24 protein-coding genes are annotated in these 23,858 nt (G+C 60.4%); 15 read left to right on the top strand and 9 right to left on the bottom strand.

Annotation, left to right across the window (positions count from 1 at the left end; translation table 11 throughout):
* Positions 1-160: 160 nt before the first annotated feature.
* Complete coding sequence (locus ACIOWE_RS11955) at positions 161-763, bottom strand: LysE/ArgO family amino acid transporter (protein ID WP_401391279.1); 603 nt, start codon at positions 761-763, stop codon at positions 161-163.
* Between the two features lie 5 nt (positions 764-768).
* Complete coding sequence (locus ACIOWE_RS11950; RefSeq protein WP_401391276.1) at positions 769-1,170, bottom strand: ACT domain-containing protein; 402 nt, start codon at positions 1,168-1,170, stop codon at positions 769-771.
* Between the two features lie 97 nt (positions 1,171-1,267).
* Here ACIOWE_RS11950 and ACIOWE_RS11945 point away from each other — a divergent pair, with 97 nt between their 5' ends.
* The 4 genes from ACIOWE_RS11945 (at position 1,268) to ACIOWE_RS11930 (ending at position 5,366) form a co-directional block, all read left to right on the top strand.
* Positions 1,268-2,167, top strand: a complete 900-nt coding sequence (locus ACIOWE_RS11945; protein ID WP_401391273.1) for a LysR family transcriptional regulator ArgP — start codon at positions 1,268-1,270, stop codon at positions 2,165-2,167.
* A gap of 97 nt (positions 2,168-2,264) precedes the next feature.
* Entirely contained in the window at positions 2,265-3,257 is a 993-nt protein-coding gene (locus tag ACIOWE_RS11940) for an NAD-dependent epimerase/dehydratase family protein (RefSeq protein ID WP_401391271.1), read from the top strand.
* Between the two features lie 126 nt (positions 3,258-3,383).
* The gene (locus tag ACIOWE_RS11935) at positions 3,384-4,238 is read left to right on the top strand and encodes an ATPase (RefSeq protein WP_401391268.1); all 855 of its coding nucleotides are present in this window, start codon (positions 3,384-3,386) and stop codon (positions 4,236-4,238) included.
* 279 nt (positions 4,239-4,517) lie between these two features.
* Positions 4,518-5,366 (top strand): cache domain-containing protein, encoded by an 849-nt coding sequence (locus ACIOWE_RS11930; RefSeq protein ID WP_401391266.1) that lies wholly within the window; start codon positions 4,518-4,520, stop codon positions 5,364-5,366.
* A 120-nt stretch (positions 5,367-5,486) separates the two neighbouring features.
* On the opposite strand, the gene ACIOWE_RS11925 is transcribed toward ACIOWE_RS11930, so the two are convergent.
* Together ACIOWE_RS11925 and pobA are read right to left on the bottom strand one after the other, a co-directional pair.
* Positions 5,487-7,004 (bottom strand): MDR family MFS transporter, encoded by a 1,518-nt coding sequence (locus tag ACIOWE_RS11925; protein WP_201237005.1) that lies wholly within the window; start codon positions 7,002-7,004, stop codon positions 5,487-5,489.
* A 79-nt stretch (positions 7,005-7,083) separates the two neighbouring features.
* Positions 7,084-8,277 carry a 4-hydroxybenzoate 3-monooxygenase gene (pobA, locus tag ACIOWE_RS11920; RefSeq protein WP_401391262.1) on the bottom strand — a complete coding sequence of 398 codons (1,194 nt, stop codon included), beginning with the start codon at positions 8,275-8,277 and terminating at the stop codon, positions 7,084-7,086.
* Between the two features lie 178 nt (positions 8,278-8,455).
* Here pobA and ACIOWE_RS11915 point away from each other — a divergent pair, with 178 nt between their 5' ends.
* A complete protein-coding gene (locus ACIOWE_RS11915; RefSeq protein WP_201237007.1) occupies positions 8,456-9,340 on the top strand; it encodes a helix-turn-helix domain-containing protein in 885 nt (294 codons plus the stop codon).
* A 131-nt stretch (positions 9,341-9,471) separates the two neighbouring features.
* Here the strand turns inward: ACIOWE_RS11915 and ACIOWE_RS11910 are convergent, their stop codons facing one another.
* Positions 9,472-9,648 carry a hypothetical protein gene (locus tag ACIOWE_RS11910; protein WP_008085463.1) on the bottom strand — a complete coding sequence of 59 codons (177 nt, stop codon included), beginning with the start codon at positions 9,646-9,648 and terminating at the stop codon, positions 9,472-9,474.
* Between the two features lie 221 nt (positions 9,649-9,869).
* Positions 9,870-10,775 (bottom strand): LysR family transcriptional regulator, encoded by a 906-nt coding sequence (locus tag ACIOWE_RS11905; RefSeq protein ID WP_401391258.1) that lies wholly within the window; start codon positions 10,773-10,775, stop codon positions 9,870-9,872.
* Between the two features lie 114 nt (positions 10,776-10,889).
* On the opposite strand from ACIOWE_RS11905, the gene ACIOWE_RS11900 reads away from it, so the two are divergent.
* The gene (locus ACIOWE_RS11900) at positions 10,890-11,768 is read left to right on the top strand and encodes an MBL fold metallo-hydrolase (protein ID WP_401391255.1); all 879 of its coding nucleotides are present in this window, start codon (positions 10,890-10,892) and stop codon (positions 11,766-11,768) included.
* A gap of 45 nt (positions 11,769-11,813) precedes the next feature.
* The gene (locus ACIOWE_RS11895; protein ID WP_401391252.1) at positions 11,814-12,428 is read left to right on the top strand and encodes an NAD(P)-dependent oxidoreductase; all 615 of its coding nucleotides are present in this window, start codon (positions 11,814-11,816) and stop codon (positions 12,426-12,428) included.
* Between the two features lie 111 nt (positions 12,429-12,539).
* On the opposite strand, the gene ACIOWE_RS11890 is transcribed toward ACIOWE_RS11895, so the two are convergent.
* The gene (locus ACIOWE_RS11890) at positions 12,540-13,421 is read right to left on the bottom strand and encodes a LysR substrate-binding domain-containing protein (RefSeq protein ID WP_401391249.1); all 882 of its coding nucleotides are present in this window, start codon (positions 13,419-13,421) and stop codon (positions 12,540-12,542) included.
* 228 nt (positions 13,422-13,649) lie between these two features.
* Here ACIOWE_RS11890 and ACIOWE_RS11885 point away from each other — a divergent pair, with 228 nt between their 5' ends.
* The 6 genes from ACIOWE_RS11885 (at position 13,650) to ACIOWE_RS11860 (ending at position 21,080) form a co-directional block, all read left to right on the top strand.
* On the top strand, positions 13,650-15,287 hold the full coding sequence (locus ACIOWE_RS11885; protein WP_401391288.1) for a 5-guanidino-2-oxopentanoate decarboxylase: 1,638 nt from the start codon (positions 13,650-13,652) through the stop codon (positions 15,285-15,287).
* Positions 15,284-16,735, top strand: a complete 1,452-nt coding sequence (locus ACIOWE_RS11880; protein WP_401391246.1) for an aldehyde dehydrogenase family protein — start codon at positions 15,284-15,286, stop codon at positions 16,733-16,735. Before ACIOWE_RS11885 ends, ACIOWE_RS11880 begins: the two co-directional genes overlap by 4 nt.
* Before the next feature lie 218 nt (positions 16,736-16,953).
* Positions 16,954-18,057 carry an ABC transporter substrate-binding protein gene (locus ACIOWE_RS11875; RefSeq protein ID WP_249490619.1) on the top strand — a complete coding sequence of 368 codons (1,104 nt, stop codon included), beginning with the start codon at positions 16,954-16,956 and terminating at the stop codon, positions 18,055-18,057.
* Positions 18,058-18,257: 200 nt separating this feature from the next.
* On the top strand, positions 18,258-19,166 hold the full coding sequence (locus tag ACIOWE_RS11870) for an ABC transporter permease (protein WP_401391243.1): 909 nt from the start codon (positions 18,258-18,260) through the stop codon (positions 19,164-19,166).
* Positions 19,163-20,011, top strand: a complete 849-nt coding sequence (locus ACIOWE_RS11865) for an ABC transporter permease (RefSeq protein ID WP_401391240.1) — start codon at positions 19,163-19,165, stop codon at positions 20,009-20,011. The genes ACIOWE_RS11870 and ACIOWE_RS11865 overlap by 4 nt, the downstream gene beginning before the upstream one ends.
* Positions 20,012-20,024: 13 nt before the next feature.
* On the top strand, positions 20,025-21,080 hold the full coding sequence (locus tag ACIOWE_RS11860) for an ABC transporter ATP-binding protein (RefSeq protein ID WP_201232541.1): 1,056 nt from the start codon (positions 20,025-20,027) through the stop codon (positions 21,078-21,080).
* A gap of 125 nt (positions 21,081-21,205) precedes the next feature.
* On the opposite strand, the gene ACIOWE_RS11855 is transcribed toward ACIOWE_RS11860, so the two are convergent.
* Positions 21,206-22,135 carry an AraC family transcriptional regulator gene (locus ACIOWE_RS11855; RefSeq protein WP_201237012.1) on the bottom strand — a complete coding sequence of 310 codons (930 nt, stop codon included), beginning with the start codon at positions 22,133-22,135 and terminating at the stop codon, positions 21,206-21,208.
* A gap of 337 nt (positions 22,136-22,472) precedes the next feature.
* Here ACIOWE_RS11855 and ACIOWE_RS11850 point away from each other — a divergent pair, with 337 nt between their 5' ends.
* The gene (locus ACIOWE_RS11850; RefSeq protein ID WP_401391235.1) at positions 22,473-22,826 is read left to right on the top strand and encodes a putative quinol monooxygenase; all 354 of its coding nucleotides are present in this window, start codon (positions 22,473-22,475) and stop codon (positions 22,824-22,826) included.
* A gap of 43 nt (positions 22,827-22,869) precedes the next feature.
* Entirely contained in the window at positions 22,870-23,112 is a 243-nt protein-coding gene (locus tag ACIOWE_RS11845; protein WP_201237014.1) for a hypothetical protein, read from the top strand.
* 4 nt (positions 23,113-23,116) lie between these two features.
* Here ACIOWE_RS11845 and ACIOWE_RS11840 read toward each other — a convergent pair whose 3' ends face one another.
* Positions 23,117-23,746: a flavin reductase family protein gene (locus ACIOWE_RS11840; RefSeq protein WP_212543918.1), complete on the bottom strand. Its 630-nt coding sequence runs from the start codon at positions 23,744-23,746 to the stop codon at positions 23,117-23,119.
* Positions 23,747-23,858: the final 112 nt, after the last annotated feature.

The raw sequence follows: 23,858 nt of genomic DNA, 5'->3' as shown, positions 1-23,858 counted from the left end.
AGGTCTGTTGCGGTGAGCGCAAGGCCGATCACGGGCGGCCAGAAATGCACCGGCGAGTTTTTACTCTTTGCGGCGCAGGGTTCCGATCATAGCACCGGGGTAGCGGCTTAACCACGCAACAACTGTGTGGGATAGAGGTTCCAGAGCTGTTTGGAATAAATCACGACGCCAATATTAATTGTCCCGCTACCGTGAACATCATCAGCGCCACGACCAGATCGAGAATCCGCCAGGTACTCGGCCGAGCCAGCCACGGTGCCAGCCATGCCGCGCCCAGCGCCAGAGTGAAAAACCACAACAGCGAAGCACTCGCAGCGCCGACCACATAAGCGCCCGGCACCGATTGCTGCGCGCCGAGCGAGCCGATCAGCAAAACGGTATCCAGATAAACGTGCGGATTGAGCAGCGTCACCGCCAACGCACTGAGCATCACTGCGCGCAGCGAGCGCACGGTCTGGTTGTCGCCCTGATTCATGCTCTGTTTCGAGCAGGCCCGGCGCAGTGCCTGGCTGCCGTACCAGATCAGGAACGTCGCGCCGCCCCAGCGCGCAATCGCCAGCAACGTCGGGTTCTGCGCCAGTATCGTCGCCAGCCCGAACACTCCGGCGGCCACCAGCAGCGCATCGCAGACCACGCACAGCGCCGCGACCGGCAAATGATGCTCACGCCGCAGGCTCTGCGCCAACACAAAGGCATTCTGCGTGCCGATCGCCATGATCAATCCGAACGCCACCAGCAAGCCGTTCACATAGCTTTGCCACATAAGATTCACTCCGCGTTGGCTGCCAGATCACGCAGCACTTGCATGGCGCGTTCGGCGTCGGCCTGACCGACGAATAAATGGTCGTGGTAGTAACCGGCGATGACGTTGCAACTGATCCCGGCCTTGCCCAGTGCGGTGGCGAACGCCGCCGTAAGACCGACGGCCTCCAGCGCCGAATGCACGTTCAGGGTGATCCACGCAGCGACGTAGTCGAAATTGAAACCGGCCTGTTCGGCGTGGGAGCGTTCAAGAATTACCGTCAGACCTTCCTGTTCGCGGAAGCTGCCGACAATCTCCAGGCCATTGGGCATCTGACCGTCGCGCAGGGTGCAGAACACGTATTCGCCGGCGTTGAGCTGCGGACTCATGCTGCGCAGCAAAGTGCTGAGTGAGGTTTCGCCAGCCATTTTGGGTAGTCCTTGATAAAGAGTGCTTGCTGGCTATTCTCCGTCTCGACGTTGTATAAGAAAAACCAATAGTGCTGATCGCTCATTAGGAAAACTGATGTTCGACTACAAATTGCTTTCCGCTCTGGCCGCCGTGGTCGAGCAGGCTGGATTCGAACGCGCCGCGCAGGTGCTGGGCCTGTCGCAATCGGCGATCTCGCAGCGGATCAAATTGCTGGAAGCGCGGGTCGGTCAGCCCGTGCTGGTGCGCGGCACGCCACCGTCGCCGACCGAAATCGGCCGACGTCTGCTCAACCACGTTCAGCAGGTGCGCCTGCTTGAGCGCGATCTGCAAACCCTTGTGCCTGCGCTGGACGAAGAAGGGCTTCCGGAACGCCTGCGCATTGCTCTGAACGCCGACAGCCTTGCGACCTGGTGGGCGCAAGCGGTGGGCGATTTCTGTGCCGAACAACATTTGTTGCTGGATCTGATCGTCGAGGACCAGACCGTCGGCCTCAAGCGCATGCGTGCCGGTGAAGTGGCGGCGTGTCTGTGTGCCAGCGAGCGCCCGGTGGCTGGCGCCCGCAGCGTGTTGCTCGGCGCGATGCGCTATCGGGCGTTGGCCAGCCCTGCTTTCATTGAACGGCATTTTCCCGATGGTGTGCGCGCCGAACAGCTGCCGCGCACTCCGGCGCTGGTGTTCGGCCCGGACGATTTCCTCCAGCATCGTTATCTCGCCTCGCTCGGTGTCGATGGCGGATTCGAGCACCATTTGTGCCCGTCCTCCGAAGGCTTCATCCGCCTGACCGAGGCCGGACTGGGCTGGGGCCTGGTGCCGGAACTGCAAGTGCGCGAGCAGTTGCAGCGCGGGGCGTTGCGCGAACTGTTGCCAGATAAACCGATCGACGTGCCGTTGTACTGGCATCATTGGCGCAATGGCGGTCAGTTGCTGGGCTTGTTGACCGAGCAACTGGTGCGCTCTTCAGCGCAATGGCTGGTGCCCTGGAAGCAGCCATGAGCGTCAAGCTGCAAGCGGCAAGTGAAGCGCTGCGCACTGTTTTAAACTTGTAGCTGAAAGCTTGATGCTTGAGGCTGCTTTTCTGTTGGAGTTTTGCATGAAAATTCTGGTCACCGGCGCAAGCGGCTTCATTGGCGGACGCTTTGCGCGTTTCGCCCTGGAGCAGGGCCTGGACGTGCGGGTCAACGGTCGCCGGGCCGAGAGCGTCGAGCATCTGGTGCGCCGTGGCGCCGAGTTTGTCCCCGGCGATCTGACGGATCCGGAACTGGTGCGCGAACTCTGCGCCGACGTCGAAGCCGTGGTGCACTGCGCGGGCGCCGTGGGCTTGTGGGGCCGCTATCAAGACTTCCATCAGGGCAACGTGCAGGTGACCGAAAACGTTGTCGAAGCCTGTTTGAAACAACGGGTGCGGCGTCTTGTGCACTTGTCGTCGCCGTCGATCTACTTCGATGGCCGTGACCACTTCAACCTGACCGAAGAGCAAGTGCCCAAGCGCTTCAAGCATCACTATGCCGCGACCAAGTATCTGGCCGAACAGAAGGTCTTCGGTGCCCAGGAATTCGGTCTGGACACCATTGCCCTGCGCCCGCGCTTCGTCACCGGTGCCGGCGACATGAGCATCTTCCCGCGCCTGCTGAACATGCAGCGCAAGGGACGACTGGCGATCATTGGCAACGGCTTGAACAAGGTCGATTTCACCAGCGTGCACAACCTCAACGAAGCCATGCTCAGCAGTCTGCTGGCCGCCGGTTCCGCGCTCGGCAAGGCCTACAACATCAGCAACGGCGCGCCGGTGCCGTTGTGGGATGTGGTCAATTACGTGATGCGCAAAATGGAAGTCCCGCAGGTCACCAAGTACCGCTCCTACGGGCTGGCCTACAGCGTCGCGGCGCTCAACGAGGGCGCATGCAAACTCTGGCCGGGGCGTCCGGAGCCGACGCTGTCGCGCTTGGGCATGCAAGTGATGAAAAAAAATTTCACCCTCGACATCAGTCGCGCCCGGCATTATCTGGACTACGATCCGAAAGTCAGCCTGTGGACGGCCCTCGACGAGTTCTGCGGCTGGTGGAAGGCTCAGGACATTCGCTGAAACGCATTGCAACGATTCGGCCGGCCGGCAATGAACCGCACCGCAGGTTGAGGGTCAATCCCTGCGGCTGCGGCGGTTATACTTCGCAGCATTTAGCCATCACCGCGTTTCACAAAGGTTGCCTCAATGTCCATGCGTAATGATGCCCACGACGATTTCGATGATGTTCCGAGCCTGCGTGCCGACACCTTCGACGACGATGACATTCCGACCACCAGCCGCACCTCCGTGCACTCGCGCACGCCGCCGGTAGTCAAGGTCAAGGCCGCCAGCACCGGGCCGTTGTGGGCGTTGGTGGGCGCGCTATTCTTTGCTTTCATCGGTCTGGCCTGGTGGAGCTTCCAGCAGATTTCGCTGATGGAGCAACAACTGGTCGCGACTCAGGAAAGCTTCGCGCGCATCAGTGAGGAAGCGGCGGGGCGCCTGCAGGACATTTCCGGCAAGGTCGTGGCCAGCCAGAGCAACGTCACCAGCGACAGCGAAGCCTTGAAGCTGCAGATCAAGCAACTGGAAGGCAAGTTGCTTGACCAGAGCAAACAGCAGCAAGGCGTGGCCGGTCAGGCCAGCGATCTGGACAAGCGACTGGCGCAAATGACCGCCCAGACCACCGAGCAACAGAACGCCAATACCCAGTTGCAGGCACAGGTCAAAACGCTGAGCGCAGAATTGGCGACGGTGAAAAGCACGCCGGCCGATACCAGCAAGGTCGACGCACAACTCAAGGGCTTCGATGCCCAGTTCAAAAGCCTCGGCGCAGATATTGCCGCATTGAAGAAACAAGGCAATCCGAGCGCGGCGATTGATCGTCTGGAACAGGAAATCGTCGTCCTCAAAAGCGAGCAGGACAACCGCCCGGCAGCGCCGCAGGGTGGCGGCAACACTGCCGAATTCGACGCCTTCCGCGGTCAGATGACCCGCAACCTGAACACGCTTCAGGCGCAAATTCAGAACCTGCAACAGCAGATCAATGCCCGACCTTAACTGAACAGCATTATTGTGGAGTGGGTAAATCCTGTGGTGAGGGGATTTATCCCCGATGGGTTGCGAAGCAGCCCTACAACCATTCAGCTCGGTGTGTCAGGAAATATGTGTTGCTTGAATTGGGGCTGCTTCGCAGCCCATCGGGGATAAATCCCCTCACCACAGATAATCCCCTTTCACCACAGGGGACTGTGTCATTTCCAGAAACCTTCTGAATATCCATACATCACCCCAACCCGTCTACGCTCTTGAAACACCAACAAGAACGAGGGATGCGTCATGGGGTTTGTGCATAAATTCGCTTGGCTCTGTTTGCTGTTATTGGTCGGATTCGGTCAGGTCAACGCGGCGACCACGGAAAAGGATGACAGCAAGGCCGCCATCGCCTTGCTGGAAAAAGCGCTGGCCTACTACCACGACAACGGTGACAAGGCGCTCGCCGCGTTCAGCCGGCAGGGCGAGTTCGTCGACAAGGATCGCTACGTGTTTGTGGTCGACATCAAAGGCGTGATGCTCGCCAGCGGCGGGCCATCGTCAGCCTTGATTGGTCGCGACGTCAGCGAAGTGCTCCCGGCGGATTTGCAGAAAGCGTTCAAGGACGCCCTGAAAGTGCCGGAAGGCAACGGCATTCAACAAGCTGAATACCGCTGGCAGAACTGGTCCGACGGCAAGGTCGAACGCAAGCATGTGTTTTATCAGCGCATCGGCCAGCGAATTCTCGCCGTCGGGTATTACCTGCCACGGGCCTCGGCCGAGCAAGCCAAAGCGTTGCTCGACAAAGCCGCCACTGACCTGAGCAAAAACGAAAAGGCCACGCTGACGGCGATCAATTCGCTCAAGGGCGGCTACTTGCAGGATGACCTGTACGTGTTTGTGGTGGATCTCGACACCCAGCGTTACGTCGCTCATGGCACCAATCTGCGCCTGATCAACACCGATTTCAGCAAGATCAAGGACCCGGAAGGCAAACCGGTGGGCGAGCCGATTCTGGCGCTGATCGCCAAACAGGATGACGGCGAATATGAATACCGCTGGAAGAACCCGGTGACCGGCAAGGTCGAAGACAAGCATGCCTACCTGAAGAAGGTCGGGCATTTCCTTGTGGCGGTCGGTTACTACAGCCCGTGAAGATCAGCCCTTGTAGGAGTGAGCCTCCTCGCGAAGAGGGTGTGTCAGTCGACGTCATTGTTGTATGACACGCCCTCATCGCGAGCAGGCTCACTCCTACAGAGTTTCGTAGTGCTTGTTTTATTTGGCGCCGTGCTCACGGCCGCGCAGCAGATTGTTCGGCATCGCAATCGCCGCAGCCAGGCCCAGCAGCGATACCGCCGCACTGACCCACAGCAAATGCCGGAAGGTCACCAGCAACTCCGCGCGCAAGGCATTCTGAGCGTCGCCCGGCGCTGCGTTCAAACCGTCCAGCAAGACGTTCCCCGAATGGCCCTCGCTCATCAGCGAACCGCCCGCCAGATGCGCAAAACTGGAGTCCTGCAACAAGGCCAGCAGCAGCGCCGACATCAGCGCTACCCCTACTGCGCCGCCCAGTGAGCGGAACAGGTTAGTGGTGCTGGTGGCGACGCCGATGTCGCGTTGTTCCACCGAATTCTGCGTGCCGACCAGCGAGGTCGGGAACTGCATGCCGCCGGCAATCCCGCTGAGCAGCATGAACAACCCGCTGAGCAAGGTTGCTTCCGGTGGGCTGAACGCCATGCCGAAAATCGAGATCGGCATCAGCATCGCGCCGGTGAGAATCTGCGGTTTGTAGCGCCCGGTGATCGACGTTCGGCGCCCGGCGAAATACGCACCAATCGGCAGGCCCATCGCCAACGGCAGCAAGTGCAACGCCGCGCTGTCAGCTCCGGCGCCGGTGACGCTTTGGTAGCGCAGCGGCATCAGCACGATCAGGGAAATCGCCTGGAAACTGCAGAAGAAAATCGTGCACCAGCACAGCAAGGCGTTGCGGTTGGCGAACAGGTGCATCGGCAGCAACGGCTCCCGCGCACGCCGTTCGTGCCAGACAAACACCGCCAGCACCACCACCGCACAGGCGAACAGCCCGAGCACTTCGCTGCTGCGCCACGAATGCCCCTGACCGACCTGCGTGATGCCGAGCAACAGCGCGGTCAGGCCAATGATCATCAGCAGCGTGCCGAGGTAATCGATGATCGGTTTGCGCTGTGGAATCGGTAGCCCGCGCAGGTTGCGCTGCGCTACCCAGTACGCGCCAAGACCCAGCGGCAAGTTGATGAAAAACACCCAGCGCCACGACAGGTATTCGGTCATGTAGCCGCCCAGTACCGGGCCGGCAACGCTGGCCACCGCGTACATGCTGCTGAAGTAACCCTGATAACGTCCGCGCTCGCGGGGCGGCACGATGTCGCCGATGATTGCCTGGCTGACCGAAATCATCCCGCCGGCGCCGATACCCTGAAGAATCCGTGCCAGCACCAATTGCTCCATGCTCTGCGCCATGCCGCAGAACAGTGAGGCGAGGGTGAACAGGCCCATGCCGAACAGCATCAGTTTGCGCCGTCCGTACAAGTCGCCGAGCTTGCCGTAGATCGGCACCGCCACGGTCATTGCCACCATGTACCCGGAAATCACCCAGGCCAGCAGGCTGACGTCCTTGAACTGAGCGGAAATGGCCGGCATCGATACGGCGACGATGGTCTGGTCCAGCGCGCCAAGAAAGATCGCCATCATCAGCGCGACCAGCACGCTGCGAATGGCCGGTTTGGGCGTTTCGGGGTGATTGAGATTGGTCACGGGCAAAACCTGCGGGCAGTGTGAGTCCCGCAGATCGCCAGGCGAGCGGGGATGCTCGCCAGTGTAAGTCGGTAGCAGGCTATTCGATAGCCTCATAAGGAAGCCCGACGTAATTTTCTGCAATGGTTTTTCGGCCCGCTTCTGAACTGACAAAGTAGTCCAGTTCCGAGGCGCTGATGCGTTGGCTGAAATCATCGTGGTCATCGAAGCGATGCAGCATCGAGGTCATCCACCAGGAAAACCGCTCGGCTTTCCACACCCGACGCAGGCAGATCTCAGAGTATTTCTCCAGCAGATCGGTACGACCGTCGCGGTAGACCTTCAGCAGAATGTTGAACAGCGTGCTGACGTCGCTCGCTGCAAGGTTCAAACCCTTGGCGCCGGTTGGCGGGACGATATGCGCCGCGTCGCCGACCAGAAACATCCGTCCGTACTGCATCGGCTCAACGACAAAACTGCGCAGCGGCGCGATGCTCTTTTCGATCGACGGACCAGTCACCAGTTTCTCCGCCAGCGCGACAGGCAGGCGGGTTTTCAGCTCATCCCAGAAACGCTGATCGCTCCAGTCATCGACGTTTTCTTCGGCCGGCACTTGCAGGTAGTAGCGGGTGCGGGTTGCCGACCGCATGCTGCACAGGGCAAAGCCGCGTTCGTGGCGGGCATAGACCAGTTCGTCGTGCACTGGTGGGGTGTCGGCCAGAATTCCCAGCCAGCCGAAGGGATAAACCCGTTCGAAGACCTTCAGGCAACCCTCTGGAATCGACTGCCGGGCAACACCGTGGAAGCCGTCGCAACCGGCGATGTAATCGCAATCGACGCGCCAGGTTTCACCGTCCTTTTCGAAAGTGACAAAGGCTTCGTCGCTTTTCATGCCGTGGGGAACGACATGGCTCACCTCATAAAACGACAGAGCACCTGCCTCCCGACGAGCGGCCATGAGGTCACGGGTGACTTCGGTCTGGCCGTAGATCATCACGGTCTTGCCGCCGGTCAGTGCCTGCAGATCGATGTGCACCTGACGCCCCTCCAGCGCCAGGTCGAAACCGCCATGGACCAGTCCTTCGGCGTCCATTCGTTGACTCACGCCAGCCTGGCGCAACAGCTCTACCATGCCCTGTTCAAGCACGCCGGCACGAATTCGACCGAGGACATAATCGGGTGTCTGACGTTCGAGGATGAGGGTGTCGATGCCAGCGTTGTGCAGCAACTGACCGAGGAGTAATCCGGACGGACCGGCGCCAATGATGACGACTTGGGTTTTCAGCGTTTTCATTGTTTTTATGGCTCGCAAGCTTCACGCGACCAAGGCCGGTGAATATTTTTTATGGATCGAGTGCTTGCATTTTTCCCTTGCGGGTCTGTCAATTGAAGGTGAAAACTGAGCCGATACCTGTACATTCTGCCAATCGGTGCGATTATCGCCCGCAAGACAAGAGGCCTGGATTGAAGTGATGAACAAGCCCGAGCTGCCTTCGATTCCGGTGTTCAAGCTCTACGGTGAAAGCCTGGACTGGCCGACCCCTGACTTGCTGCACTGTGAAACCATTTCCTCACGCAGTCGCGAACATCAATGGGAAATCAAACCCCACCGCCACGCTGATCTGTGCCAGTTACTCTTCGTTTTCAAAGGTCAGGCAGAGCTTGAGATCGAAGGCCAGCGCACACAACTGCACACCCCAGCAATTCAAGTCCTGCCACCGCTGTCGGTGCATGGCTTTCGTTTTTCCGAAGACGTCGAAGGGTTTGTCGTCACGCTGGCAACTCCGCTGATCAACCACCTGCAGGCGCAACTGGGCGATGCCGTGCACGCGCTGGCCCGGGCTGAAGGCTATCCGGCGGGCAAGGACGGCGATTACCTGAACAGTCTATTTACGGCGTTGCAGGCCGAGTACAACGGCCATCAGCCGGCGCGGGAAATGCTCATGCATTCGCTGGTCAGCGTGATCATGGTCTGGGTCAGTCGTCAGGCAATCGTGCGCCATAACGCCAGCCAGCGACCACAGCGCCAACGCGAATACCTCAATGGCTTTATTCAACTGGTGGAAGAGACTTATCGCCAGCATGTGAAGGTCGAGGACCTCGCGCATCGGCTGGGAATTTCGGTGTCGCACCTTAACGGCACGTGCCGTGAACTGGCGGGGCAGCCGGCGCTGCAGATCATGCACGAGCGTCAACTGCTCGAAGCCAAGCGCTTGCTGACGTACACCAGCATGACGATTTACGAGATGTCGGAGTTGTTGGGGTTTTCCGATCCGACCAACTTCACGCGTCTGTTCCGGCGCAGGGTGGGGATATCACCAAAGGCTTTTCGCGACCGTCTGAAGGCTGAGCAGTAAGTCTGTAACCACCACAAATCCCTTGTAGGAGTGAGCCTGCTCGCGATAGCGCCGTCATGATCAATATTGCAGAAGACTGACACACCGCTATCGCGAGCAGGCTCACTCCTACAGGGTTCGCTCCAGCTACATCAGCGCAACGCGTTGAGCGTGGCGTTGTGCGGAATGCAGCGTTCGAAGTTGCAACTCGCGTATTCGCGGGGCAGTTGGCGCAGTTGCTCGACTCGCCAGGCCGCAGTGCCGTAAAGCGCCAGCGTTGCGGCGCAGGTAATGAATATCGCGAAGTACCTTCTTGTTTTGATGTTCATGGTGTTCGACCTCTGAACGTATACCTGCCGGTATTACTTTCAGCATAGGTCAGCGGCGGCGAGTTGCCAGCGAGTGTGCTTGAGCTTGTAACCGGCCATTCAGCACGCTGATAGCCCCCCCTGTAGGAGTGAGCCTGCTCGCGATAGCGGAGTGTCAGGTAACCTCTATCCGACTGACACACCGCTATCGCGAGCAGGCTCACTCCTACAGGGGATCGGGTTTACAGATCAACGTCCCATTGCGGATGCTCTGGAAAGCGCTCTACCAGAAAATCCAGCATGCTGCGTAACGCCGCCGGCATGTGTTTGCGCGAGGCGTAGACCGCGTAGATGTTCATCTGCCGCGGTTGCGCTTGAGGCAGCAAGCGAATCAATTCTCCTGAATGAATATGCACCCCGGTCTGATAGGTCGGCAGCATCGCCACCCCCGCGCCGGCCAACGTCGCACGCAGCAAGGTGCTGGCCTCGTTGGCGCTGATATTGCCCTGCACCGGTACCGAAACGGGTTCGCCGTCCTCCTCGAAATGCCACAGGCTTTTGCCGAAATACGAGTGCGTCAGGCAATTGTGCCGGCTCAGTTCTTCCACTCGCTGTGGCGCTGGATGCTCTTGCAGATAGGCCCGGGCGGCACACACCACCGAACGGCACACGGTCAGGCGCCGGGCGATCAGATTCGGGTCCAGATCATTGCTGGTACGGATCGCCAGGTCGATCCGCTCATCCACCAGATTCACCGTGCGATCGAGCATTTGCATGTCGATACTCACCCCCGGGTAGCGCTTGACGTAAGCCGCCATCGCATCGGCCAGTTGCGCCTGACCGAATGAGGTGCTGACGCTGATCCGCAGGAGTCCACGCGGCGCATCGTGGGGTTCGCTGACGGCGGCCTGCATGTCGCTCGACAGCTCAATCATCTGCCGGCAGCGCGGGAGGATTTCACTGCCGGCGGCTGTCAGGCTCAACTTGCGCGTGGTGCGGTGCATCAGACGCGCGCCGACCCAGTCCTCCAGCTCCGCCAGATACCGCGACACCACCGGGCGTGAGAGATCCAGATGATCGGCCGCTGCCGACTGGCTGCCCAGGTCCACCACCGTGACAAACACCCGCATTGCTTGGAGACGATCCATGATTTGCCCGCTTTCAGAAACAAACTATGTCCAAGCATCGCATTTTTTGTACTGAGTCAGGCAACTAAGCTCTGTCCCATCGCCAGACACGGCATTCGGACACCGGAGCAACAGATGATCGGCTTCACCACACTCAAACGCGTTCTACTTGCCACTGCTTCCCTCGGTTTCGCCGCCCATGCGGCCGCTGCCAACCTGACTCTTGATGTCTACAACCCTGGCACCCAGGCCATTTTCCCGGTGACTTCGGTGCTGGTCAGTGGCGAGACAGATGCAATTCTTGTTGATGCGCAGTTCGGTAAATCCCAGGCCGAGCAAGTGGTGGAAAAGATCCGCGCCAGCGGCAAGCACCTGACTACCATTTACATCAGCCACGGTGATCCGGATTACTACTTCGGCCTCGACACCCTGACCAAAGCTTTTCCGGACGCCAAGGTGCTTGCCTCGCAACCGACGGTGGATCACATCAATAAAACCGTCGAAGGCAAACTGGCGTTCTGGGGCCCGAAAATGGGTGCTGACGTGCCAGCTAAAACTATCGTGCCGGGCGTGCTCAAGGGCGACAGCCTGATGCTCGAAGGGCAGAAGTTGCAGGTGGTCGGGCTTGAGGGCAAACAGCCGGATCGCAGCTTCGTGTGGATTCCATCGCTGAAAGCCGTGGTCGGTGGCGTGGTGGTTGCCGAGAACATCCATGTGTGGATGGCCGACACTCAGACCGCGCAATCCCACGCCGACTGGCTGCAAACCCTGCATTCGATTGAAACCCTCAAGCCGAAAACCGTAGTGCCGGGGCATTACCTGGGTGACAGCAGCCGCTCGCTGGCCAGCGTGAAATTCACCGCCGACTACATTAAGGCTTTCGATCAGGAAACGGCCAAGGCCAAAGACTCCGCTGCGCTGATCGCCGCAATGAAAAAGCGCTACCCGAAACTGGGCGAGGAAAGCTCGCTGGAGCTGAGCGCGAAAGTCGCCAAGGGCGAAATGCAGTGGTAAGCCGAATCTGAAAACGCAGCACTCTCAAGCCAACTGGAGAATGTCATGAGCAAGATCGCAATCATTGGTGCCACCGGCCGTGCCGGTAGCCAACTGCTGGAAGAAGCCCTGCGTCGTGGTCACAGCGTTACCGCTATCGCCCGCGATACTTCGAAGATCGGCACCCGTGCCGGAGTAGTCAGCAAGAATGTCGATGTGCTGGATGCGGCGGCATTGCGAGACGCAGTAACGGGACACGACGTGGTGATTACCGCTGCACATTTCGCCACGGTTCCGGCCAGCGCAATTGTCGGGCCAGTGAAGCAGGCGGGCGTGAAGCGTCTGCTGGTGGTTGGTGGTGCCGGTTCGCTGTTGCTGCCGGACGGCACCCGAGTGATCGACAGTGCCGGTTTCCCGGCCGAATACAAGGCAGAGGCCAGCGCCGGTGCAGCGTTCCTTGAGGCCTTGCGTCAGGAGAAGGAACTGGACTGGACGTTCCTGTCGCCGTCGGCGCTGTTTGTCGAAGGCGAGCGCACCGGCAAGTTCCGCATCGGCAAGGATGACTTGCTGGTGAGCGCCGAAGGCCAAAGCTCGATCACCTTTGCCGATTACGCGATTGCGCTGATCGACGAAGTGGAAACGCCGAAGCATTCGCGTCAGCGGTTTACTGTCGGATATTGATGTTCCGCACGTTCTAATTGTAGGAGTGAGCCTGCTCGCGATAGCGGTGTATCAGTCGAAGTAAATGTCACTGACTCACCGCTATCGCGAGCAGGCTCACTCCTACATTTTTCAGCGCAAATGCGCCTGCTCGACCAGCCAGATCATCAATTCCTCCAGCTGCGGCGACGATTCCGTTGCGTGCGGCACCACCACGTAATACGCCAGCCCCGTCTTCACCTTCAGCTCAAACGGCATCACCAGTCGTCCGGCGCGCAGGTCATCGCCGATCAACGACCAGTCGCCGATCGCTACGCCTGTCCCGTGGGACGCCATCGACATTGCCTGATCCAGCGTCTCGAAATGCTGACCCATGTTCACATTACTCAACTGCAACTCGGCAGCCGTCAGCCACACCTTCCAGTCCTGGGTGTCGCGGGTCGGGTGCAGCAGGAGGTGTTGTTGCAGATCGGCCGGTTCGGACAATGCCGGCGGGCCTTTGAGCAATGCCGGTGAACAGACCGGTGTCAGTTGCTCGTCGAACAGATGCAGGGCGGTGGAAGAATTGTCCGGCGCTGTTCCATAAATCACCGCGGCATCGAATTGCTCGCGCTGAAAGTCGACGCCATGGGCGAGGGTGGTGGTCAGTTTGACCGGCACGTCCGGCCGTTCTTTTTGCCACTGCAACAGGCGCGGCACCAACCAGCGCATCACGCAGCTCGGCGCCTTCAGTTGCAGGGTTTCACGCTTGAGGCCGATCTGCTCGGTGGCTTCGCTGATCAGGCCGAACACCTTCTCCACGCGCGGCAACCATTCGCGCCCCTCGGCCGTCAGCTCCAGGCCCCGGGCCAGACGAATGAACAACTCATACCCCAGATGATCTTCCAGCCCGGCGATCTGCCGGCTCACCGCGCCTTGGGTGATGTGCAACTGCTCGGCGGCCCGGGTGAAGTTGCAGCACTGCGCGGTGATCAGAAACGTGTGCAGGGCGGGCAGGGGAGGCAGTCGTTTCATGTGGATCCAAGGTATGACGTGAGGACATGGCTAGTATGACTTTTAATCGATTGTTGCGGCTACCTGCCCACCGTTCAATGAGCCCATTGAAGGGCCATTTGTAGGGGTGAGCCTGCTCGCGATAGCGGTGTGTCAGTCACCGTTATGTTGAATGAGAAGACGCCATCGCGAGCAGGCTCACTCCCACACAAAGGCCTTGTGTCTCAAATGAACAAGAAGGGCAATGACATGGCGACGTGTGGCGAAGTACTGGTCAAGTTACTCGAAGATTACGGGGTCGAGCAGGTGTTCGGCATTCCCGGCGTGCACACCGTGGAGCTGTATCGCGGGCTGGCCCGTTCGAGCATCAACCACGTCACCCCACGGCATGAGCAGGGCGCCGGTTTCATGGCTGACGGCTACGCCCGCACCAGCGGCAAACCTGGCGTGTGCTTCATCATCACCGGGCCGGGCATGACCAACATCACCACGGCGATGGGTCAGGCCTATGCCGACTCGATCCCGATGCTGGTGATCTCCAGCGTGCAGACCCGCAATCAGTTGGGCGGCGGTCGTGGCAAACTCCACGAACTGCCGAACCAGAGCGCATTGGTCGGTGGCGTCGCTGCGTTCTCCCACACGCTGATGTCGGCGTCGGAATTGCCCGGTGTATTGGCACGTGCCTTCGCACTGTTCCAGGCCGGGCGTCCGCGTCCGGTGCACATCGAGATTCCGCTGGACGTGTTGGTGGAAGAGGCCGATGACTTGCTCGCCAGCGTGCCGGTCAACATTGATCGCGCCGGTGCTGCACCTGCTGCCGTCAGCCGCATGAGCGAGTTGCTGGCAGGCGCCCAGCGTCCGCTAATCCTTGCCGGTGGCGGGGCAATCGATGCCGCCGCCGAGCTTACCGAACTGGCCGAATTGCTCGACGCTCCAGTGGCACTGACGATCAACGCCAAAGGCATGCTGCCGTCCAGCCACCCGCTGCTGATCGGTTCGACGCAAAGTCTGGTCGCCACTCGCGCACTGGTCGCCGACGCCGACGTGGTGTTGGCAATCGGCACCGAACTGGCCGAGACCGACTACGACGTCACCTTCGCTGGTGGCTTCGAGATTCCCGGCAAGCTGCTGCGCATCGATATCGATGCCGACCAGACCGTGCGCAACTATCCGCCTCATGTCGCGCTGGTTGCCGACTCGCGCAACGCCGCACAAGCGCTGCTCAGCGCGCTGTCGCACAAGGCGCTGGCCGAACGTCGCAACGATTGGGGCCAGGTGCGTGCCGCGCGTCTGCGTGATGATCTGGCCGCGAGCTGGGATGCGCCGACCCTGGCCCAGACCCGCTTCCTCGAAACCGTGCTGCACGAATTGCCGAATGCCGTGTTCGTCGGCGACTCCACGCAACCGGTGTACACCGGCAACCTCACCTTCAACCCGGAGCGTCCGCGCCGCTGGTTCAACTCGTCCACCGGTTACGGCACTCTCGGTTACGCCTTGCCGGCGGCCATCGGCGCGTGGCTCGGTGGCAGCGTCGAGGGCGGCGCTCGTCCGCCAGTGGTGTGCCTGATTGGCGATGGTGGCTTGCAATTCACCCTGCCGGAATTGGCCAGCGCCGTCGAAGCGCGCACTCCAGTGATCGTCTTGCTGTGGAATAACCAGGGTTACGAAGAGATCAAGAAATACATGGTCAACCGCGCCATCGAACCGGTCGGCGTGGATATCTACACCCCGGATTTCATCAGTGTGGCCAAGGCGCTGGGCTGCGCTGCCGAAGCGATCAGCTCGGTGGAGCAACTGCGCGGCGCGCTGCGTGCGGCGACGGATCGTCAAGGCCCGACGGTGATTGAAATCGACCAGAACCAGTGGATGCAGGCGGTGAGCAAATGATCAACTTCCCAACCACCCTCGACGGCCTCTACATCAACGGCCAATGGTCTGCCGGTCGCGAACATCTGCGGGTGATCAACCCGGCCACCGAAGCGCTGCTGACCACGGTCAATGGCGGTGATGAACTGGCTGTCGATCACGCGGTGACCGTCGCCGTCGAAGCATTCAAAACCTGGTCACAAACCACCGGTGCCGAACGCGCTGTGATCCTGCGCAACATCGCCAACGGCGTGCGCAACGGTCGCGATCACCTGATGAAATTGCAGTCGAGCAACAACGGCAAACCGCAGTTCGAAGCGGCCATCGACGTCGATGACGTGATCGCTACCTTCGAGTACTACGCCGGGTTGGCCGACGGTCTCGACGCGCAGCTCGACAGCACCGTGCCGCTGCCCAGCGACGACTTCAGCGCACGTCTACGCCGTGAGCCGTGCGGTGTGGTCGGTCTGATCGTGCCGTGGAATTTCCCGATGGTCACCACCGCATGGAAGCTCGCACCGGCCCTGGCTGCCGGTTGCTGCGTGGTGCTCAAACCCTCAGAAGTCACGCCGCTGCCGGAGCTGGAACTGGCGGCGATCATTGCCGAAGCCGGCCTGCCGAAAGGTGTGTTCAACGTGGTTTGCGGTACGGGTCTGGCGGTGGGCGCGCCGCTGTCGGGTGATCCGCGTATCGCCAAGATTTCCTTCACCGGCAGCAACGCTGTTGGCGTTCAGGTGATGCAACGCGCGGCGGAAACCGTGAAGGGCGTGAGTCTCGAACTGGGTGGCAAATCGTCGTTGCTGGTGCTGGAAGATGCCGACCTGGATCTGGCCGTGGAGCTGGCCTGTGGCGGCGGTTTCTTCAACGCCGGGCAAATATGCTCGGCGACCAGCCGGGTGCTGGTCGCCGAAACGCTGGAAGAGGAATTCCTCAGCCGTCTGCAAAAACGTGCCCAGGCGATTCGGGTGGCTGACCCGTTCGATCCGAATGTGGAAATGGGCGCACTGGTCAACCAGGCGCAATACCAGCGTGTGCTCGGCCATATCGACCGTGGTTTGAGTGCCGGGGCGAAGCTGCTGTGTGGCGGTAATCGTCCGGCGGACTTGCCACGCGGATATTTTTTGCAGCCAACGGTATTCACTGACGTGCCCCTCGACAGTGCGTTGTGGTGCGAAGAGATTTTCGGCCCGGTGCTGTGCGTGCGCAGTTTCGCCACTGAGGCCGAGGCCATCGCGCTGGCCAACGACAGCCAGTTCGGTCTGGTCGCCAGTGTGGTGACGCGTAACGCCGAGACCGCTGATCGTGTCGCCAACGCCCTGCAGGCGGGGCTGGTGTGGCTCAACGCGCCGCAGGTGATCTTCCCGCAAACGGCGTGGGGCGGTTACAAGCAGAGCAGCATCGGCCGTGAGTTGGGGCCATGGGGTCTGGCCGCGTTTCAGGAAATCAAACACGTGATCCGGGCGCTCTGAAACGCCCGAAAAAGGTCAGCGCATGCCTCGCAACGAGGCATGCGTCGGCGTCATGGCTTCAATGAGTTTTTATCGATAGTCAGGTGTTTTGCACGACCTCAGGATGAACCCGTCGGCAGCGCTAAAGCCCTTGTGATACGGGGCTTGGCGCGGATCCGGCCGCGCGGATGCAACGGTTGCGACCAACCTCATACTTAAAAAAACAAAGGGAGTCCGTCATGGGCGAGCACGATCTGAACAGGCGTCAATTCATTAAAACCGTTGGCGTCGCCTCGGTGGCGGCGGCCGCCATGAGCATGCCCTTCATCCGGGCGAGTGCCAGCGACACGCGTTTCGCCGGCAAGACCCTGCGTTTGCTGACCTGGTCGGATGACACCGGCCTCGCCGCACTGCGCAACATTGCCGCAACCTTCGAAGCCAAGACCGGCGCCAAGGTCATCGCTGACCGTACTGGCAGCACCTCGGAAATGGTCGCCAAACTCAAGGCCGGCGGTGATCGTCCGCAGTACGACATCATTACCCTGGCGGGCGTTGGCGCCGAAGGTCTGGCCGCCGCCGGGCTGCTGGAAAAACCTGATCTCAACCGCATTCCCAACCTGGTCGACGTGCCGGAAAAATACCGCACCGGAGCCAACGGTCACGGCATCGGCTATCTGTTGTGGTGCAACAGTCTGGTCTACAGCACTCGCACCCAGAAGGAAGCGCCGGACAGTTACGCCGCGCTGTGGGACGCCGATCTGGCGCCGAATATTTTCCTGCCGCCGCCAAACTGGACCGAGGCGATGGACCTGATCATCATCGCCGCGAAACTCGCTGGCGGTGACGAGCACAACATCGAGCCGGGCTTCAAGAAACTCGCTGAACTCAAGGACCGCGTGGTGACGCTGGGCGAAAACCCCAACCAGATTGCCGAGCTGTTCCGCACCGGTTCGCTGGACATGGGCGGGCTGTACGCCCCGGCGTTTTTCCCGAAACAGATCCGCGATCCGAACTACGGCCTCGGCGCCACGTTCGGCATGAAGGAAGGTTTCTACACCGACCTGATGCTCTCGGTGATGCCGAAAAATCGTCCGGGCGACACTGATCTGGCCTACGCCTTCATCGACCATTCTCTGGACCCGCTGGTGCAGGGCAAGATGGCCGAAGACATCTTCAACGGTCCGGTCAACGCCAAGGCGATTATCTCCGCCGAAGCACGCAAGAGCCCGTTCATCCTCACGCCGGAGCAGATTGCCGAGAAGGCGATCATGCACGACAACGCCTTCCTGGCCACCGTGCATGACCAATGGATTCGTCGCTATACGGAAATCTTTTCTTCCTGATTTCCGAGACCTGAAGAACTTTTGTGGCGAGGGAGCTTGCTCCCGCTCGGCTGCGAAGCAGCCGCAATCTGAACGGCAACCTCGCGAGTGCATTCACTCATTGATGGGGCCGCTTCGCGACCCAGCGGGAGCAAGCTCCCTCGCCACAGGTTTTTGCCCGGATTCGCATCCTGTTGTTTTCCATTGACGAGATCATTGCTATGGAACATCAATCCCTGACCCAACCGGTCGGCGCGGGTGACGTGCGCCCGGCGCGCGGTGTTTCGCCGACTGCCCGGGCGTGGTTATTCCTCACGCCGTCGATGCTGTTTCTCGGCGTGCTGATTGCCGCCAGCCTGCTGGTGCTGCGCATGAGCGTCGGCACCAAAGGTGCGGAGTGGACAGGTTTCAGCCTGGCCAGTTACGCGCAATTGCTCGAACCCTATTACCTCAAATCCTTGTTGCTGACCTTGCGGCTGGCGCTGATCAGTGCGGTGATCGCCGTGGTGCTGGCGATCCCGGTGGCCTACACCATGTCGCGGCTGACCTCGCCATTCCTGCGGCGGATTTTCCTCGCCGCGGTGTTGTTGCCGTTGCTGGTCAACCTGCTGCTGCAAAGCTACGGCTGGCTGGTGATTCTCGGCCCCGCCGGCATGCTCAATCAGGCGTTGATGGGGTTGGGCCTGATCAAGCGGCCGATCATGCTGCTGTACAACCAGAACGGTGTGTTGATGGGCCTGGTGCAGACCGCGTTCCCGCTCGCCGTGCTACCGATCGCCAGCGCCATGCGCGGCGTCGCGCGGTCTTACGAAGAGGCCGCCGCGACCCTCGGCGCCAGCCGTTTTCAAGTGTTCCGTCAGGTGGTTTTGCCGATGAGTCTGCCGGGGATCATTACCGGCGCGACGTTGGTCTTCGCCTACAACGCCAGCAGTTTTGTCGTGCCGTTGCTGCTCGGTGGTCGGCGCGTGCCGATGCTCGCGGTGATGGTGCATGACCAGATTGCCCCGCTGATGAACTGGCCCGCCGCGTCGGCGGCCGGGGTGGTGCTGATCATCACCACGCTCGCCATCATGACCTTGTCCGAATACATCACCGGCCGCCGTCGCCGTTTGCTGGAGGCTTCGCAATGAGTGTCCTGACCAAGAAGCGCATGGCGCTGCTGCCGGGCGATACCGGCAAGTTCGCCGGGATCCTTTCCGGGTTCATCTTGCTGCTGGCGGTGTTGCCGATCCTGACCATGATCGTCATGTCGTTCAGTGGTGCGTCGAACCTCGACTTCCCGCCGAGCAGCTACAGCCTGCAATGGTACAAAGCCGCGTGGCACACCTTCGTGTCGCCGGACGCCAGTGATGTGTTGAGCCTCGGCCAGGCGATGACCACCAGTTTGCTGGTGTCGTGCCTGACCATGGTCTTCGCCACGCTGATCGCGGTGCCGGCGGCCTACGCGCTGACCCGCTGCGAGTTCCGTGGCAAAGCCGTGGCGCTGCAACTGATGTCGCTACCGCTGGTGTTTCCGATGGTGGTGTTGGGCCTGGCGTTGCTGCTGGTGTTCGACAGCCTGCCGTTCCACATCACCACCTCGCGGCTGGTGATTGCCCACGTGATTCTGGCGCTGCCGTTCGTGGTGAAAAACTGCACCGCCGCGATGCTGTCCATCGGCAGTGAAGTCGAAGAAGCCGCGCGGATGCTCGGCGCCTCGCCGTTGCGGGCGATTGTCGATGTGGTGGTGCCGTTGATGAAGTCGGGGATTCTGGCGGGCATGCTGCTGGCGTTCATCGTCTCGTTCAACGAATTCACCGTGACCTATTTCCTCTACACCATCGATGTCATGACCGTGCCGATCTGGATGTACAGCCGCACCGTGTCATCGCTCGACCCTACCGTGTTCTCGTTTGCCGTGCTGATCGTGCTGATCGACTTCGTCCTGATCTGGGCGCTGGAGAAGCTGGTGGGCGAGGGCGGCGTTTCCTTTTGATTTGAGGTGCAACATGACTGGTCTGATTCTGGAAAACGTCGAGAAATTCTACGGCTCGGCTTGCGCGGTACAAGACGTCAACCTGCATTTGCCGGAAGGCAAACTGGTGTGTTTCCTCGGCCCTTCGGGCTGTGGCAAAACCACCTTGCTGCGGATGATCGCCGGCCTGGAAACCCTCAGCGGCGGCGAGATTCGTCTGGACGGCGAAGACATCGGCCATACCCCGGCGCACCTGCGCAACTTCGGCATGGTGTTCCAGTCACTGGCACTGTTCCCGCACATGACCGTCGGCGAGAACATCGCCTACCCGCTGAAACTGCGCGGTGTGAGCAAGGCTGATCAGCAAAAACGCGTGGTTGAGTTGCTGGAGTTGATCCAGTTGCAGGCGATGATCGACCGGCCGGTGGCGAAGCTCTCCGGCGGTCAACGCCAGCGCGTGGCGATTGCCCGGGCGATTGCTTCGCACCCGAAAATCCTCTTGCTCGACGAACCGCTGTCGGCGCTCGACGCCAAATTGCGCGAGTCGATGCAGGTGGAAATCCGCCAACTGCAACAACGCCTGAACATCACCACGATCATGGTCACCCACGATCAGCGTGAGGCCATGACCATGGCCGACATCGTTGTGGTGCTGGGCGAACACAAGGTGCAGCAGGTGGGTACGCCGATTGAAATCTATCGGCACCCGGCCAACGAATTTGTCGCCGACTTCATTGGCTCGGGGAATATCTTCCCGGCCACCGCGCTGGGCGACGGCAAGGTCAGCCTGCCGGGTGGCGATGCCCTGCAAGTGCCGATCTGCAGCAGCATCGTGGTGGGGCAGAAAGTCAAAATGCTGATCCGCCCGGAAGACCTGCAACTGTCCGCGCCGCAGGCCACGGCGGGCAATCGTCTGCTGGGCAAAGTGACGTTCGTGCGTGATATCGGCGCGACCATCGAGACCACGGTGGAGTGTTCCGGGGTGACGTTCACGGCGTTGAGTACGCCGTGTCAGGGGATTGGATTGGCGATCGGGCATCCGGTGTCGGTGACATTGCCGAGCGAGGCGTGTCGGGTGTTGGGGGCTTGATCCGGATTTGATGTTGGCCCTGCCGACGCCATCGCGAGCAGGCTCACTCCTACAATTGGAATGCGTTCCCCTGTAGGAGTGAGCCTGCTCGCGATGGGGCAGTAAGCCTCACTGCAGATTCTGGATCAGACCGACAGCCGCAACCGCGCCAGATCTCTGAGCGGCGGTGCACCAAACAAGCGGCTGTATTCACGGCTGAATTGCGAAGGGCTTTCATAGCCCACCCGATATCCCGCTGCCGACGCTTCCAGCCCTTCGGCCAGCATCAACCGCCGCGCCTCTTGCAGGCGCAACTGCTTCTGATATTGCAGCGGGCTCATCGCTGTCATCGCCTTGAAACGGTGATGCAAGGTCGACACGCTGAGGTTCACTTCCTTGGCCAGATCATCAATGCGCAATGGCTGCTCGAAGTTACCGTTGAGCCACTTGATCGCCTGGCTGATACGGTGACTCTGGCTGTTGGCAATCGCGATCTCATACAAACGATGGCCCTGCGGGCTGCGCAGCAGACGGTAGAGAATCTCCCGGCGAATCAGCGGCGCGAGCATGGCAATGTCCTTCGGTGCATCAAGCAAACGCGCCAGGCGCAGTACGGCATCGAGCATCGAACTGTCGATTTGCTCCACGTACAAACCCCGTCCGGTCGGCCGGGTCGGCACGCCCATCGGGCCGGCGTCGGCGATCAGCGCAGTGATTTCCGCCGGGTCGATATCCAGCCGGACCGCGAGGATCGGCTCCTGCGGCGACACATTGACTACGCGCCCGCTCAACGGCATCGAAACCGACACCACCAGATAATTCAGCGGGTCGTAATTGAAGTATTCATCGGCCAGACGCACTTCTTTGCGACCCTGCGCCATGATGCACAGCGCTGGTTGTGCGAGCACCGGGGCAAAATCATGGGATTGGGTATGGCGCGACATGTACAGCGAACCGATGGCGGTTGCGTAGCTGCCATCGTCGGTGGTGTTGCGGCGGATGATCGCCGCCAGTTCCGCACGCTGCTTTTCCATGTCAGCGTCGGGCGGGGCTTGAAAACGATCGAATGACGTCATGCACGGCATCCTCGGCAGGGGAGGTGGAATGGAGCAGAGCATATGTTTGTGCAAGCGCAAGCGGTAGACACATCCTGCGAAATGCTTGCCTGATTCTGCATGGGGTTGTCAGTGTGCCCAGCCATAACGGGACGCCGACCGGTAAACTTGCATGATCGGCGTATGACAGCGGTATGACACGGATTTACAGGTTGTTACACGTCCTGATTGCAGTCTCGCAGGATTGTGCAATGCGTCGGCAGGAATCGACTAACGGCATCGGTCATCTGACCCTTAATCTTGGATCCTGTCGCAGCCCGTCCCCCGGCTGCCACGCGACTCCCTGGGAGGGTTGAACATGTCCAAGCAGATTCCCGTCAGTCATATGGCCTTCGTTCGAGCGCGCGCCGGGCGTTCGGCGGAACTCGGTGTGCGCCTCAGCGCGTTGATCGAACCGTCCCGTGCCGCCCCCGGTTGCCTGAGCTTTGCCTTGCAGCATTCGCAGTGTGATCCCGAGTTGTGGCTGGTCTCCGGTTTCTGGAGCAGTCAGCCCATGATGACCGCGTACTTCAACAGCCCGTCGATGGAAATCTTCGCCGAGCTGGTGCAGGACCTGGTGGTCAACAGTCTGGATTTCCACACGTTCAAGGACGTCTCGGCGGCGCAAGCCCTCGGCCAATGTTCGGCGCCGGTACACAAACTCGCCGGTTGAGGGTTTAATGTCCGGCTTATTGGGCTGAGCCAGGATCCGTGACATGGCACGTAAAGAGTTCGAACACTTCGAAGCAGTCTCCGCAGTCGTCCCCGTCGAGTTGGGCGGCAACAAGGGTTATCACGCGGCAATCGCGGTCAAGGCCCTGGTCGATGGCGGTGCACCACGCTTTCACAAACTGCTGAATGATCAGGTGTTCCCCGGCGCCATCGCTGCCGACGAGGCCGCTATCAATAAGCTGGATGACCTCAAGGGCGTCACTGCTGACGCCGAGTTGATCTGGTAACGCGTTACTTGTTTGCGCCCGGACGCCACATCTTGAACAGGGCCTCAGGCCCCAACTGGAAATAATCCGCCGGCCCGCCGCCGCGCAGAATCGGTTCTGCGGCGGCGGTGTCGTAGATGCCGTCCTTCAACAGCCACTTGGCGATGTGCACGGCGACCACTTCGCCGAGGATCAGCCAGCTCGGCACTGTCTCGCCGTCGGCACGCTGCAACTGAATGATCTGGGTGACCTTGCACTCGAAGGACACCGGGCTTTCGGCGACCCGTGGCACTGAAATCACTTTCGACGCCACCGTGGTCAGGCCCGCCAATTCAAACTCGTTGACCTCAGGCGCGACCATCGCGCAGCTCTGGTTCATCTGTTCGGCCAGCGGGCGGGTGGCGAGGTTCCAGACGAATTCGCCGGTCTGCTCGATATTGTTCAAGCTGTCTTTGCGCCCGACGCTGGAGAAACCAATGATCGGCGGAATGTAATTGAAGGCGTTGAAGAAACTGTACGGCGCCAGATTCAACTGGCCGTTGGCATCCTGCGAGGAAATCCAGCCGATGGGGCGTGGGCCGACGATGGCATTGAATGGATCGTGGGGCAGGCCGTGGCCGTTGGCGGGTTCGTAGAAGTGGATGTCATCGGGCATGGCGGGTGAATTCCTGAGGCTGCGTTTCGGATCAGCCATAGTGCAAGGACGCCCCGCATATTTCCAGCCAGACGAAGATCCCTGTAGGAGTGAGCCTGCTCGCGATAGCGTC

The organism is Pseudomonas sp. NPDC087598, from assembly GCF_044743525.1.
GTDB lineage: Bacteria > Pseudomonadota > Gammaproteobacteria > Pseudomonadales > Pseudomonadaceae > Aquipseudomonas.
Note: the sequence above shows the minus strand (reverse complement) of the source record. Positions and strands in the feature narration are given on the sequence as shown.